Below are 12606 nucleotides of genomic sequence, written 5' to 3'. Positions count from 1 at the left end.
TAAACCGGCGCGGGGCTATTCGTACTTCACGACCTTTTCCGGCAGCAGGCCCTGCGGCGCGAAGCGCAGCACCAGCGTAATCACCAGGCCGATGACAAAGACGCGCATCTGCAAGGCGCGCGTCGCCAGGTCGGCGGGCGCTTCCCATCCGAACATGTGGTTGGCGAGATTGGCGCCGTGCTCGAAGAGGAAAAGTGCGGCCGGCTCCGACATGATCCAGACGATATAGACCAGGAGCGCGCCGAGGATGGTGCCGAGATTGTTGCCGGCGCCGCCGAGGATCACCATCACCCAGATCAGGAAGGTGTGGTTGAGCGGCTGGAAGCTGCCGGGGTCGAAGATCGTCGAGAAGGTGATGAGCGCGGCGCCGCCGACGCCGATGATGAAATTGCCGAGCACCAGCATTTCGAGGCGGCGACGATTGACGTCCTTGCCCATCGCCGCGGCCGACAGTTCGTTGTCGCGGATGGCGCGCATCATGCGACCCCACGGCGAGGCCCAGGCGCGCTCCAGAAGCACGTAGACGACGACGATCAGGATCGACGTGACGGCGAGGTAGGAGGCGCGCGACATGACGAAGCCGAGTTCATTGGGCGTCGGCACCGGCCAGGGCAGCGGCGACACCGTCAGCGTGCCCTTGGTCAGCCAGTCGGCGTTCTTCAGGAATGCCTTGACGATTTCGGAAATACCGAGCGTGGCGATCGCCATGTAGTCGGCGCGCAGGCCGAGCGTGATGCGGCCCATCGCCCAGCCGAGCGCGCCGGCCGCAATGCCGCCGAGCAGCCAGCCGAGCCATACCGGCATGCCGAAGCCGCCGACGAAGCGCGCTTCCGCCTCGATCAGTGTCGCAGCGGGATCGAGTGCGCCGGTGACGGCGAGGTAGGAGGCGGCCCCGACAATCAGGGTGAGCAGCGTGCGATATTTCTTCGGCAGGCCGAGCCGGTGCGTCTGGCTGGCTGCGTAGGTCAGCGCGACGCCGATTGCCGCATAGAGGAACGCCCAGCATAGCAGGCCAGGACCGTCCGAATTCCAGAACAGGTCGTTGACGGGATAGGAAACCAGCATCGATACGAAAGCCGCAATGGCGATGAAACCCATGACGCCGACGTTGAAGAGCCCGGCGTAGCCCCACTGGATGGTCAGGCCGAGCGCGATCAGCGCAAAACAGCTCGCCTCGACCAGCATGCGCACGCCGTAGGCGGCGCCGAGCCAGGCAAAGACGAGTGCTACGAGGACGGCGGTGCCGGAAACCAGCACCAAGGCGCGGGTGCGGTAGGAGATCATTTCACCAGGCTCCCCCTGAAGATGCCGGTCGGGCGCCAGATCAGCACCGCGATCAGGATGAAGAAGGGAATGACGATCTTGTATTCGGTGGGCACGAAGGCAAGTTTCTGCGGCAGTTCGAGCCATTCCGGCACGAAGGGCTGCAGCGGCCGCAGCAGCACGCCCCAGTTGAACACCGCCAGCGTTTCGGTGAATCCGACCAGCAGGCCGCCGGCGATGGCGCCGTAAGGTTTGCCGATGCCGCCGACGATTGCCGCCGCGAAGATCGGCAGCAGGATGTTGAAGGAAAGGTCGGGCTTCAGCGAGACGTCGAGAGCAAGCAGCGTCCCGGCGGCGGCAGCCAGTCCGCCGGCGATGATCCATGTGGTGCGCACGACATGATCGGTGCTGATGCCGGATATCCGGGCAAGGTCGGCGTTGTCGGCCATCGCCCGCATCGCCTTGCCCATGCGCGAGCGGGTCAGGAAGAAATGCAGCGCCACGACGACCGCGGCGGTGAACAGGATCAGCAGAAGCTGCGGCTCGGTCAGCACGATGTCGCGGCCGCCGAACGGGATCCTGTAGATGTCCTTCGATCCCGTCTCCATCTGGCGGGCCTCGGTGCCGGCGAACAGTCGGATCAGCCCCTGCATCATCAGCATGACGCCGATTGAGGCCATGACGATGACGATTGGCTTCACATTGTTGGCGCGCAGCGGGCGATAAAAGACGCGATCGATGCCGACGGCAAACAGCGCCGTGGCGATCATCGCCAGCGGCATCAGCACGAATGGCGTCGGCAGGCCGAACAGCGCGCCGGCAGTCGGGAACAGCAGTGTGAGGATGAAGGCGAAGAAGGCGCCGGCGGTCATCATGTCGCCATGCGGAAAATGCGAGAACCGCAGGATGCCGGCGATCAGCGTCACGCCGACTGCGCCCAGCGCATAGACCGAGCCGATGATCAGCCCGGCGATCAACCCCTTGTTGATGAAGAATACGAACTCGTTCATCGGCAGGGCGGCGAGGATTCCGGTTTCGCCCATCGTCACTCTCCTCCGCCGAGGAAGCTTTTCGCCACCTCCGGGTCGGCCAGCAGTTCGGCGCCGGTGCCGGTGAAGCGGTTTTTTCCCGTCGCCAGCACGAAGCCGCGATGCGCGATTGCGAGCGCCTGCCTGGCGTTCTGTTCGACCATCAATATGCCGACGCCGGAATTGTTGATGGCGATGATGCGGTCGAAGATCTCGTCCATGTAGAGCGGCGACAGGCCGGCGGTCGGTTCGTCGAGCAAAAGCAGCTTCGGTTCGGTCATCAGCGCGCGGCCGATCGCCACCATCTGGCGCTGGCCGCCGGAAAGCTCGCCGGCCGGCTGCTTGCGCTTGTCCTTCAGCGGCGGGAAGAAGCCGTAGACCTGGTCGATCAGCGGGCGGAAATCGTCGCGCCTTATGTATGCGCCCATCTCCAGGTTCTCCTGCACCGACATGGTCGGAAAAACGTTGAATTCCTGCGGCACGAAGGATAGGCCTTCGCGCACCAGTTTTTCCGGCGCGAAATTGGTGATGTCCTGCCCGTTGAAGGCGACATTGCCCTGCGAGACGCGCAGCATCCCGAACAGTGCCTTCAGCGTCGTCGACTTGCCGGCGCCGTTCGGCCCGACGATGACGCCGATCTGGTTCGCGTCGATTGCGATGTCGACGCCATTGAGGATATTGGCGCCGCCGTAGCCGCCATGGATATCCGTCATGTCGAGGAGGCTCATGCCCGCTTTTCCACCTTGCCGCCGCCGAAATAGGCTTCGATGACGCCTTCGTGGCGGCGGATCTCCTCCATCGGCCCTTGCAGCATCACCGAACCGGCAGCCATGACGATGACCGGGTCGCAGAGCCTGGCGATGAGGTCCATGTCGTGTTCGATGACAAAGAAGGTGAGGCCTTTTTCCTTGTTCAACCGCTCGACAGCGGCGGCGAGGTCGTTGAGCAGCGTGCGGTTGACGCCGGCGGCGATCTCGTCGAGCAGCACGACGCGCGGTTCGGTCATCATGACGCGGCCGAGTTCGAGCAGTTTCTTCTGGCCGCCGGAAAGATTGCCGGCGCGCTCATTCTTCACATGCGTCAGCCTGAGAAGCTGCATCACCTCTTCGGCCTGGCCGCGCGTGCCTTTTTCCTCGTGCATCACCCGATTGCGGCGGAAGAAGGCGTTGATGACGTTCTCGCCGGACTGGTTGGCCGGCACCATCATCAAATTCTCCAGCGCCGTCATGTTGGAGAATTCCTGGGCGATCTGGAAGGTACGCAGCAGGCCGCGCGAAAACAGTTCGTGCGCCGGCTGGCCGGTCACGTCCTTGCCGTCGAGCAGGATTTTCCCTGAAGTCGGCGCGAAGGCGCCCGCGACCATGTTGAACATCGTCGTCTTGCCGGCGCCGTTCGGGCCGATCAGTCCGGTGATCGAACCCTTTTCGACCTTGAGGGAGCAATTATCCACGGCAAGCAGGTTGCCGAAGCGCTTGCTCACATTCTGAACGTCGATGATTGTCGTCATGTTTCCCGCAGCGTGTTCCAGAAGTGCCCACGTGCCGGTCGGAACGCCCGCCTGCCTCTCGTCACTTCACCCCAAGGCCGGTCATAACCACGGGAAGCGCGGTTTGACAAGCACGGTAGGCTTGTAAGGGCCGGGTGCCCTGTGAAAGCTTCGTGATCGCGGAGTCAGGCCACGGCGTTGGAAAGCCTGATGTGGCAGCAGCCGGAGCCGTGTCCGGGGGTCCAGGTGACGTTTTCGAAACGGACGCCGGTTGCCTCGAACAGGCCGCGGTCGAAAGCGCCGGCGATGCGGCAGAGCGTCGCCAGTTTTTCGTCGCCGACGCCGGCTTCCATCCAGGCATCCTTCAGCGGGCAGCGTTTCACCTCGAAGCTGATTTCGGTTTCACTGCGCTCGACGTCGGTTGGATACATGCGCCCGCCGTCCGGGCTGACAGCCAGGAACGCCTCGCCGATCTGGCGCGCGTCGGTCGGGCCGAAGTCGGAAAACGCGAGGGCGGCGACCTCCTGGCCGCGCTTTTCGACAACGCTGACCATGATCGCCTCCGCTTTTTCCGGACCGTATTCGCCGGCCAGTTCGTCATAGAACAGGCGGTAGAGATCGGCGCGGTTGCGGAAGGCGGAATCGAGTTCGCGGCTCAGCGTCTCGGCTCTGGCGGCATCGTCGTTCATTCAGGCTTTCTCCGTCGCGGCTCTGTAGCGCAATTTCGGTACGGCGGCGACCAGCGCCTTTCCGGTCGCGGATTGCGGATCGGCGACAACTGTCCTGGCATCGCCGGTCTCGACGATCCTGCCGGCGTCCATGATCGCAACCCGGTGCGCAACGGCGCGCACCACGCCGAGGTCGTGCGAGATGAACAGGTAGGCGATGTTTTCGTCCCGCTGCAGGTCGGCAAGAAGTTCGAGAATGTCGCCGCGCACCGAAACGTCGAGCGCCGATACCGCCTCGTCGAGCACGATCAATGACGGCTTGGTGGCAATGGCGCGGGCGATCGCCACGCGTTGGCGCTGGCCGCCGGAGATTTCGTGGACGGCGCGGCGGTGCAGGTCAGGCGACAGGCCGACGCGTTCGAGCAACCGCGCGATCATTGCCGGCCGTTCGGTGCGACTGCCAAGGCCATGGATGCGCAGCGGGTCGTCGATGACGCGCGCCACCGTTGCGCGCGGGTTGAAGGCGGCTTGCGGGTCCTGGGAAACCATCTGCAGGCGCGCCCGAGCAGCCCGCAAATCCGCGCTGTTCAAGCCGAGCAGGTTCTTGCCTTCGAAGGAAATCTCGCCCCGATCCGGCTCGATCAGCCGCAGGATGGCGCGGCCGAGCGTCGACTTGCCGCTGCCCGATGGGCCGACAAGTGCAAGCGTCTCGCCGCGGGCGACTGTCAGGCTGATTCCGTCGAGCGCGGTGACAAGCCTGCCGTTGCGTGAAAAACGCTTGCCGAGATCGCGGACATCAAGCAGATGCGCGCTCATCGAGACACATCCTCGAGCCCGAGATGCGCGGCGAGCAGGCCCTGCGTATAGGCCTCGCGCGGCGATGCGATCAGGCGCCCGGTGTCGCCAACCTCGACCAGCCGCCCATGGCGAAACACCGCGATACGGTCGGCGATCTCGGAGGCGAGCGCGATATCGTGAGTGATGAACAGCAACGACATGCCGTCCTCGTCGGCCAGTTGCCGGATCAGCGCCACGATGTCCTGCTGCACGATGGTGTCGAGCGCGCTGGTTGCCTCGTCGACGATCAGCAACTGTGGTTTGCCGGCAATCGCCGCGGCAATCGCCACCCGCTGTTTCTGGCCGCCGGAAAGCTGGTGCGGATAAGCTCTTCGCAGGATCGCCGGCTCCGGCAACTTGACGCGTCCCAGCAGTTCTTCGGCAAGAGTGTAGGCCTGCCGCCAATCCATGCCGCGATGCGTTCTGGCCACTTCGGCGATCTGCTCGCCGACGCTCAGCACCGGGTTCAGGCTCGCCGACGGGTCCTGGAAGACGAAGCCGATGTCGCGGCCGTTGACGGGAGCGCGTCCGAGCGACGGCCATTCAACGGTGCCGGCGACTTTGGCCGAAGCGGGCAGCAAGCCGGCGACGGCCAGCGCCAGCGTGCTTTTGCCGGACCCGCTTTCGCCGATGATAGCCAGCTTTTCGCCGGCGCCGACATCGAGATCGATGGCCTCCAGCGCCACCACTTCCTGCCCATCGCGGCGATAGGCGACACTCAGGCCGCGGATCGAAAGCATCGGCTTCATGCCAGGCTCCGCCGTGCAGCGCTTGCCTCGACCGCGCCTTCGCCGGCGAGGTAGACGCCGAGCACCGTCAGCACCAGCGCGATGCCGGGAATGATCGACAGGAAGGGAGCCGAGCGAAGCACCGCGCGTCCCTCGGCGATCATGCCGCCCCAGGTGACCCGGTTCGGGTCGCCAAGCCCGAGGAAGGAAAGTGCGGCCTCCACGAGTATCGCCTGTGCGACGATCACCGAAGCCAGCGCCAGCACCGGCGGTAGCGCGTTGGGCAGGATTTCGCGGAAGGCGATTTCCAGCGGATGCATGCCGGCGACGCGGGCACTGGCGACATAGTCGCGCTCGCGGATCGACAGGACCTCTGCCCGCGCGATGCGCGCCGGCCCGGTCCAGGCGCTGAGCGCGATTGCCGCCACGACGACGCCGAGCGAAGGGCCGACGACGCTGACGAAGGCCAGCGCCAGAAGGAAACCCGGAACGGTCTGGAATGCGTCGGTGACGCGCATCAGCACCTCGTCGACCGCTCCGCCGGCAAAGCCGGCGAGCGTGCCGACAATGGCGCCGACGGCGATCGATGCGCTGGCGGCCGCAAGGCTTACCGCCAGCGAGGTGCGCGCGCCATGAAAAATCCCGGCCAGCACATCGCGTCCGAGGCGGTCGGTGCCGAGCGGCAGCGACCAGTCCTGGAAGGGCCGCAGCAGTGCCGGTCCGGCAATCGACAGCGGGTCGCGGGGGAAGAAGAACGGCGCCGACAGGGCGACCAGCAGGAAACCGAGCAGGAGCAGGCCACCCGCCATGCCCTCCGGAGTCGCAAGGAAGCGGCGAACATGATTCACGCGGCGGCCTCACTGGCGCCGACACGCGGATCGAGGAAGGCATAGAGGATATCGACGATCAGGTTGATGAGGATCACCAGCACGGCGCTGACCAGGATGATGCCGAGCAAAAGCGGCGTGTCGCGCGACGCCACCGCCTCCTGCGCCAGCCGGCCGAGGCCGGGCACGGAAAACACCGTCTCGATGACGACGCTGCCGCCCAGCATTTGCGCCGATTGCAGGCCGAGCATTGTGACCAGCGGCAACAGCGCGTTGCGGGCGACGTGGCGCAGCACGATGCGCGGGCGGGCAATGCCGCGCGCCTTGGCGGCCAGCACGAAGTCCTGACGCCAGGCTTCGGCCATTCCGGCTCGCATCATGCGCAAGTAGAGCGCCAGGTAGATGAAGCCGAGTGCTGCCACCGGCAGCACCAGATGGCGGCCGATATCCAGCGCCCGGTCGAGACCGGTCTTGCCCGAGGCGATCGTCTCGATGCCGCTGATCGGAAACCAGCGCAACTGCACCGAAAACACCACGGTCAGCACTAGCCCGAGCCAGAACCCCGGCACAGCGTAAAGCGCCAACGAACCGATCGACAGGAAGCGGTCGCGGAAGCTGCCGGGTTTTGCGCCGGCGACGATGCCCAAGGCGGAGCCAAGGCCGAAGGAGAGGGCGGTGGCGCTGCCCATCAGCAAAAGTGTGTTCGGCAGCCGCTCCAGGATCACATCGAGGATCGGCCGCGAAAACGTCACGGAGTGGCCGAGGTCGAAATGCAGCAGTGCCCAAAGGTAGGTGGCGAGCCGGGTCATCGGTGATTGGTCGAGGCCCCAGCGCTGGCGCAGCGCCTCGATCATGCCGGCATCGCCGCCGGTCGACACGACATACGCATCGACCGCATCGCCGGGTGCGGCTTCCAGCAGCAGGAACGTCCCGACGATGACGATCAGCAGCACCGGGATGCTGCCGATCAGCCGGCGCCTCAGCAAAAGCAATGCACGTTTCACGCCTGGATTCGGACCTCGAACTTGCAGAAGCCCGATGATGTCATGTTTCGATCCAGGTGTCCGCCCAGTTCGATACCGCCCAGCGCGGATTGTTGGAGACGTTCTTCACCGAGGTGCGGGCAACGGTGATGAAGCCCCATTCGGCGACGTTGATCAGCGGCAGGTCTTCAGCCACCTTTTTCTGGAAGTCGACGTAGAGCGCAGTGCGCGCGTCGGCATCGAGCGTCTCGGCGGCCTTGGCGATGATGCCGTCCAGTTCGTCGTTCTTGTAGCCGCCCTGGTTGGAAAACGGCACGCCGTCGGGAACGCCGCTCTGCACCAGGATCGTGGTCGAGATGGCGGGGTCGCCACGGAATACCGGCGGTCCGACCGCCAGGTCGAAGGCGTGGTCGGTGTAGACGGCCTTCTGGTGCGCGGCGGAATCGTTGTTGACCAGCTCGGCATTGATGCCGATGGCAGCCAGCGCCTGGCGAAGATAATCGCCGAACTGCTTGGTTTCATTGAAATATGGCGCCGGCAGAAGTTTCAATGCGAAGCGGCTGCCATTGTCGGCGCGGGGATAGCCGGCCTCGTCGAGCAGGGTGTTCGCCTTGGCAACATCGAAGGCGTATTGCGGCACGTCGCTGGTGTAGAATTGCTTGTCGTTGACCGGCACGATACCGGTTGCCGGCGTCGCATAGCCGAGGAAGATCGTCTTGACGACGAAGTCCTTGTCGATGGCGTGGGCGATCGCCTGGCGCACCTTCAAATCCGCCAGTTCCTTGCGCCGATGGTTGATCTCGACGACCAGTTGATAGGTCAGCGCTTCATAGCCCTTCGACACCACTTCGATGCCTTCGACCTTGGAGATGCGCTCGAGATCGGCGAGCGGCACAGCCGAGAAGGCGGCAAGGTGAATTTCTTCAGCCTCCAGCGCGCCGGCCGCCGCGGCGCGGTCGGGCAGCACGCGATAGACGATCTCGTCGAGATGCGGCAGCTTCTCGCCCCAATAGGCCGTGTTCTTTTCCAGCCGGTAATATTCTCCAGGCTTGTGCTCGGCGAATTTGAACGGCCCGGTACCGACCGGCGCGTTGTTTGCCGGGTTCTCGGCGATGTCGCCGGCCTCGTAGATATGTTTCGGCACCACGCTGGTCAGCGCCGGCAGCGCGTTGCGGATCAGCTGGAACGGCGTCGGCTTGGCAAATTTGAACACCGCCGTGTGCGCGTCCGGCATGTCGACGGCTTCGAGATCCTTGAAGACGATGCGGCCGAGGTTCTGTAGCGGCTTCCAGACCTGCAAGGCCGAGAAGGCGACGTCGGCCGAAGTGAACGGCTTGCCGTCATGCCAGGTCACGCCTTCGCGCAGCTTGAATGTCACCGAAAGGCCATCCGCAGAACCTTCCCACGCGGTGGCGAGACGCGGTTCCAGCCCGTCCTGCCCGTCGAACGAGGCTTCGGCGAGCGGCTCGACCACCTTGCTCGCCACGAAGAACACGCCGTTCGAGGCGACGATCGCCGGGTTCAGGTTGCGCGGCTCGGAATCGGCGGCGACGATCAGCCGTCCGCCCTGTTTCGGCTCCTGCGCGGCGGCGATGCGCGGCAGCGCCGTCGAGGCCAGCAACAAGGCCGAGCCGGCGAGCACGCCGCGTCTGGAAATCCTGAAATCCTGCATGACATCACCCCATTCATACCGCCCGCGATCATGGCGCAGCCGGTTCGATTATGGATAGAGCGGAGCATTATGCCAGAGAAGGATTTTTCCGCTATCGGCGGAATGGCGAAATTCCGTTTCGTGGCAAGGAGATTCCTGGCCTGAATCCATCAACCGGCTTGCCGCCGGGTGAAGCGGTATTTTTAAAGTTGTGGCGAGGGCTACCCACCTCCCGTCACCGGAAAATCGAAAAGCTGCTCCGGGTACGGCTCCTTGCTCAGTGTGAAATGCCACCACTCCCTGCTGTAGTTGCGAAATCCTGCCGCCTTCATGGTCTCGACCAGTTTTTGGCGATTTGCCCGTACGCCGTCGGTTAGCGGGCTATGCGCCGTCTCGCTGGCCTTGTCGAAACAGTCGAAACCGGTACCGAAGTCCAGCGTTCGTGCATCGCCGGCACCGCAGGAAGGCGAGGGCGCCGGTTGAGCTTCGAGCGGCGCGATCGCCACGTCCACCGTTGAGCCGCGCGAATGCGATGAGCGCGCGCCGATATAGCCTTCGGCGATCAGGTCGCGGCGTTTCACCCTCGGGTGCCAGCGCGGGTCCTCGGTTTCGCCCAAACCGCTCCAGGCAATGAAGTCCGCGGTCGCGGCGGCCGGGCGATAGCAATCGAAGACGACCAGGGTGAGACCTTTACCCGCCAGCTTGCGCTGGGCGGCGGCGAGCGCGTCAGCCGCTGGCTCGGTCAGAATACAGACCGGTGCCTCGTAGCCCTTGGCGGGGCGGCCGAGAAAATTCAGCGAGCCGGCATAGCGTATGTCCTGCCGGATTGACGCGTCGACCTCGGCAAGGCGCACGAAGCCGGCGGGCAGGTCTCCGGCAAACGCGGCGGGTGCCCACGACGGCGACAAGACGGCAGCTGCCATGAGAGCCAAACAGGAAACCGGCCGACTTCGCATCATGATTCCGCCGACCGCTCCAACGTGCTGATTTCCGTCCGAAAATTCCGCCGCGATTCAGGCGGATTCGTGAGTGTTGGCGAGCCTATTCGACGAAAACCTTCACGCTCGCCGCCCGTCCGGCGGCATCGATGACGGTCAGCGTCGAATAGCCGGTGCCGTCCGGCAGCCAGTTTGCGACGCGCTTGCGCTGGATCTCGATGAGCGGCTTGCCGTTGGCCAGCCAGCGGAAGGGCGCGCGTCCGCCCTGCAGTTTGAGCACCAGCGGCGAGCCGCCCGAGCCGGTCAGGTCGATGTGGGCGCCTTCCGGCGGAAAGACGATCTGTGGCGCCGGTTCGCTCGGTGCAACAGGCGAAGCCACGAGCCCGTCGTCGCCCGGTGCGAAGCGCGCCATCGTCACCGGCAAATCCTCGCGCTTGCGGTGAAAGGTTCCAGCCGGTGCGCGCGGCAGCGGCGCGGCGGCGAGGCCGGAGCGGGCAAAGCCCTCGAACAGGATCGGTGCCGCCGAGACATATCCGGCAAGCCCGGCGACCGCGCCCGCATCGGGCCGTCCGACCCAGACCCCCAGCACGTAGCGGCCGTCAAAGCCGACCGACCAGGCGTCGCGGTAGCCGTAGCTGGTGCCGGTCTTGTAGGCGATGCCGCGCTCCGCGGAGCCTTCGGGGGGCTTCACGCCGGAAAGTATGTCGGCGACCTGCCACGCCGCCTGCGGCTCGAGGATTTCGGTGCTGATTGTCGATGGCGGCGTCTTTTCGGTGCCGTCGCGCAAAAGATGCGCGCGGCCGCCATTGGCAAGACCGGTATAAAGCTGGACGAGGTCGCGCAATGTCAGGCCGACGCCGCCGAGGCCGATCGCCAGGCCGGGGGCTTCGCCGGGCGGCAGTTCGGGCGTCACGCCGGCGCGGCGGAAGCGCGCGGTCAGCCGCGCCGGGCCGATGGCGTCGAGCAGCTGGATCGCCGGCACGTTGAGCGACAGCTGCAGCGCCTGCCTGACGCTGACATCGCCCTGGTAGCTCATGTCGAAATTGCGCGGCCGGTAACCGGAAAAATTCGCCGGCCGATCCTCGATCAGCGTCTCTTGCGCGACCAGCCCCTGTTCGAAGGCAAGACCGTAGATGAACGGCTTCAGCGTAGAGCCGGGCGAACGCACGATGCGCGTCATGTCGATCCAGCCGGATCGGTCGGCATTGAAGAAGTCCGCCGAACCGACCGAACCGAGGATTTCGCCGGTGCGCGCGTCGGCCATCACCATGGCGACCGAGAGGCGCGGCCCGATCTTGGCGGCGGCATCGAGCGCCGCCCGCTCCAGGCCCGCCTGCACGCTCTTCTTGATGGTGAGTTTATGGCTTACGGCTGAAGGATCAGCCCGTAAGGCGGTATCTGCCAGATGCGCGGCCAGTGCCGGCAGTGCGCGCCGTGTTTCAGGCACCGCTTCGGCTGCGGCGCGCGCGGCTTCACGCTCGCCGAGCAGGCCCGCCGTCACCATTCGGTTCAGCACGCGGTCGCGCGCGGCGTTTGCGATGTCGGGATTGCGGTCGGGCCGCCGCCGTTCCGGAAGCTGCGGCAGCGCGACAAGCAGGGCGGCTTCCGAAACGCTCAGCCGGCGCGGCTCCTTGCCGAAATAGGCAAGCGAAGCGGCGCGCACACCCTCCAGGTTGCCGCCATACGGCGCTAGCGTGAGATACCGCTCGAGGATTTCGCGCTTGGAAAGCCGCCGCTCGATCTGGACGGCGCGGAACGCCTGCCGCAGCTTGGCGCCGAGCGAACGGCTGGCGCGCGGCTCCATCAGCCGGGCAAGCTGCATCGACAGCGTCGAGCCGCCGGAGACGATGCGCCCGTTGGTGACCAGTTGCTGCGCCGCCCGCAGGATCGCCAGTGGGTCGACGCCGTGATGGTCGAGGAAGCGTTTGTCTTCATAGGCGATCAGCATGTCGACGAATTTCTGGTCGACCGCGTCGAGATCAGTCGCCAGCCTCCAGCGCCCGTCGACGGTGGCGAAGGCGCGCAACAAGGCGCCGTCGCGGTCGCGCACCTCCGTGGATACCGTCAGTCTTTCAGGCAACGGCGGCGGAAAGGCCTTGTCGGCCCAAAGGAATCCGCCGGCTGTCACCGCCGCCAATGTCGCGCCCGCCGCAACGCAGATGGCGGCGATGCGCGCGATCTTCATGGCCTTGACCAT

12 protein-coding genes are annotated in these 12606 nt (G+C 65.3%); all 12 read right to left on the bottom strand.

Annotated features, from left to right (window positions below; all coding sequences use genetic code 11):
• Positions 1-15: 15 nt before the first annotated feature.
• The 12 genes from OHD58_RS14805 to pbpC all read right to left on the bottom strand — a co-directional run bounded on the left by OHD58_RS14805 (position 16) and on the right by pbpC (position 12606).
• Positions 16-1284: a branched-chain amino acid ABC transporter permease gene (locus OHD58_RS14805; RefSeq protein ID WP_263804156.1), complete on the bottom strand. Its 1269-nt coding sequence runs from the start codon at positions 1282-1284 to the stop codon at positions 16-18.
• Positions 1281-2306, bottom strand: coding sequence for a branched-chain amino acid ABC transporter permease (locus OHD58_RS14800; protein ID WP_263804155.1), 1026 nt, complete (start codon positions 2304-2306; stop codon positions 1281-1283). The genes OHD58_RS14805 and OHD58_RS14800 overlap by 4 nt, the downstream gene beginning before the upstream one ends.
• 2 nt (positions 2307-2308) lie before the next feature.
• Complete coding sequence (locus OHD58_RS14795) at positions 2309-3019, bottom strand: ABC transporter ATP-binding protein (RefSeq protein WP_263804154.1); 711 nt, start codon at positions 3017-3019, stop codon at positions 2309-2311.
• Positions 3016-3798 carry an ABC transporter ATP-binding protein gene (locus OHD58_RS14790; RefSeq protein WP_263804153.1) on the bottom strand — a complete coding sequence of 261 codons (783 nt, stop codon included), beginning with the start codon at positions 3796-3798 and terminating at the stop codon, positions 3016-3018. The genes OHD58_RS14795 and OHD58_RS14790 overlap by 4 nt, the downstream gene beginning before the upstream one ends.
• A gap of 164 nt (positions 3799-3962) precedes the next feature.
• On the bottom strand, positions 3963-4466 hold the full coding sequence (locus tag OHD58_RS14785) for an L-2-amino-thiazoline-4-carboxylic acid hydrolase (RefSeq protein WP_263804152.1): 504 nt from the start codon (positions 4464-4466) through the stop codon (positions 3963-3965).
• On the bottom strand, positions 4467-5261 hold the full coding sequence (locus OHD58_RS14780; protein WP_263804151.1) for an ATP-binding cassette domain-containing protein: 795 nt from the start codon (positions 5259-5261) through the stop codon (positions 4467-4469).
• A complete protein-coding gene (locus OHD58_RS14775) occupies positions 5258-6031 on the bottom strand; it encodes an ABC transporter ATP-binding protein (protein ID WP_263804150.1) in 774 nt (257 codons plus the stop codon). The genes OHD58_RS14780 and OHD58_RS14775 overlap by 4 nt, the downstream gene beginning before the upstream one ends.
• A complete protein-coding gene (locus OHD58_RS14770; protein ID WP_263804149.1) occupies positions 6028-6858 on the bottom strand; it encodes an ABC transporter permease in 831 nt (276 codons plus the stop codon). The genes OHD58_RS14775 and OHD58_RS14770 overlap by 4 nt, the downstream gene beginning before the upstream one ends.
• The gene (locus OHD58_RS14765) at positions 6855-7841 is read right to left on the bottom strand and encodes an ABC transporter permease (RefSeq protein WP_263804148.1); all 987 of its coding nucleotides are present in this window, start codon (positions 7839-7841) and stop codon (positions 6855-6857) included. Before OHD58_RS14765 ends, OHD58_RS14770 begins: the two co-directional genes overlap by 4 nt.
• Positions 7842-7881: 40 nt before the next feature.
• On the bottom strand, positions 7882-9492 hold the full coding sequence (locus OHD58_RS14760; protein ID WP_263804147.1) for an ABC transporter substrate-binding protein: 1611 nt from the start codon (positions 9490-9492) through the stop codon (positions 7882-7884).
• Between the two features lie 200 nt (positions 9493-9692).
• Positions 9693-10394 carry a M15 family metallopeptidase gene (locus OHD58_RS14755; protein ID WP_263804146.1) on the bottom strand — a complete coding sequence of 234 codons (702 nt, stop codon included), beginning with the start codon at positions 10392-10394 and terminating at the stop codon, positions 9693-9695.
• 118 nt (positions 10395-10512) lie between these two features.
• Complete coding sequence (gene pbpC, locus OHD58_RS14750; RefSeq protein ID WP_263804145.1) at positions 10513-12606, bottom strand: penicillin-binding protein 1C; 2094 nt, start codon at positions 12604-12606, stop codon at positions 10513-10515.

Origin of the sequence: Mesorhizobium sp. ZC-5, assembly GCF_025753855.1 — a bacterium.
Lineage (GTDB): Bacteria > Pseudomonadota > Alphaproteobacteria > Rhizobiales > Rhizobiaceae > Neomesorhizobium.
The sequence above is the reverse complement of the archived record's forward strand: the minus strand, read 5'-3'. Positions and strand labels throughout refer to the sequence as shown.

Excerpts from the sequence above, each read along its gene's own strand:
- OHD58_RS14805 (WP_263804156.1), bottom strand. The coding sequence starts at position 1,284 with ATGATCTCCTACCGCACCCGCGCCTTGGTGCTGGTTTCCGGCACCGCC.
- OHD58_RS14800 (WP_263804155.1), bottom strand. The coding sequence starts at position 2,306 with ATGGGCGAAACCGGAATCCTCGCCGCCCTGCCGATGAACGAGTTCGTA.
- OHD58_RS14795 (WP_263804154.1), bottom strand. The coding sequence starts at position 3,019 with ATGAGCCTCCTCGACATGACGGATATCCATGGCGGCTACGGCGGCGCC.
- OHD58_RS14790 (WP_263804153.1), bottom strand. The coding sequence starts at position 3,798 with ATGACGACAATCATCGACGTTCAGAATGTGAGCAAGCGCTTCGGCAAC.
- OHD58_RS14785 (WP_263804152.1), bottom strand. The coding sequence starts at position 4,466 with ATGAACGACGATGCCGCCAGAGCCGAGACGCTGAGCCGCGAACTCGAT.
- OHD58_RS14780 (WP_263804151.1), bottom strand. The coding sequence starts at position 5,261 with ATGAGCGCGCATCTGCTTGATGTCCGCGATCTCGGCAAGCGTTTTTCA.
- OHD58_RS14775 (WP_263804150.1), bottom strand. The coding sequence starts at position 6,031 with ATGAAGCCGATGCTTTCGATCCGCGGCCTGAGTGTCGCCTATCGCCGC.
- OHD58_RS14760 (WP_263804147.1), bottom strand. The coding sequence starts at position 9,492 with ATGCAGGATTTCAGGATTTCCAGACGCGGCGTGCTCGCCGGCTCGGCC.
- OHD58_RS14755 (WP_263804146.1), bottom strand. The coding sequence starts at position 10,394 with ATGGCAGCTGCCGTCTTGTCGCCGTCGTGGGCACCCGCCGCGTTTGCC.
- pbpC (WP_263804145.1), bottom strand. The coding sequence starts at position 12,606 with ATGGTCAAGGCCATGAAGATCGCGCGCATCGCCGCCATCTGCGTTGCG.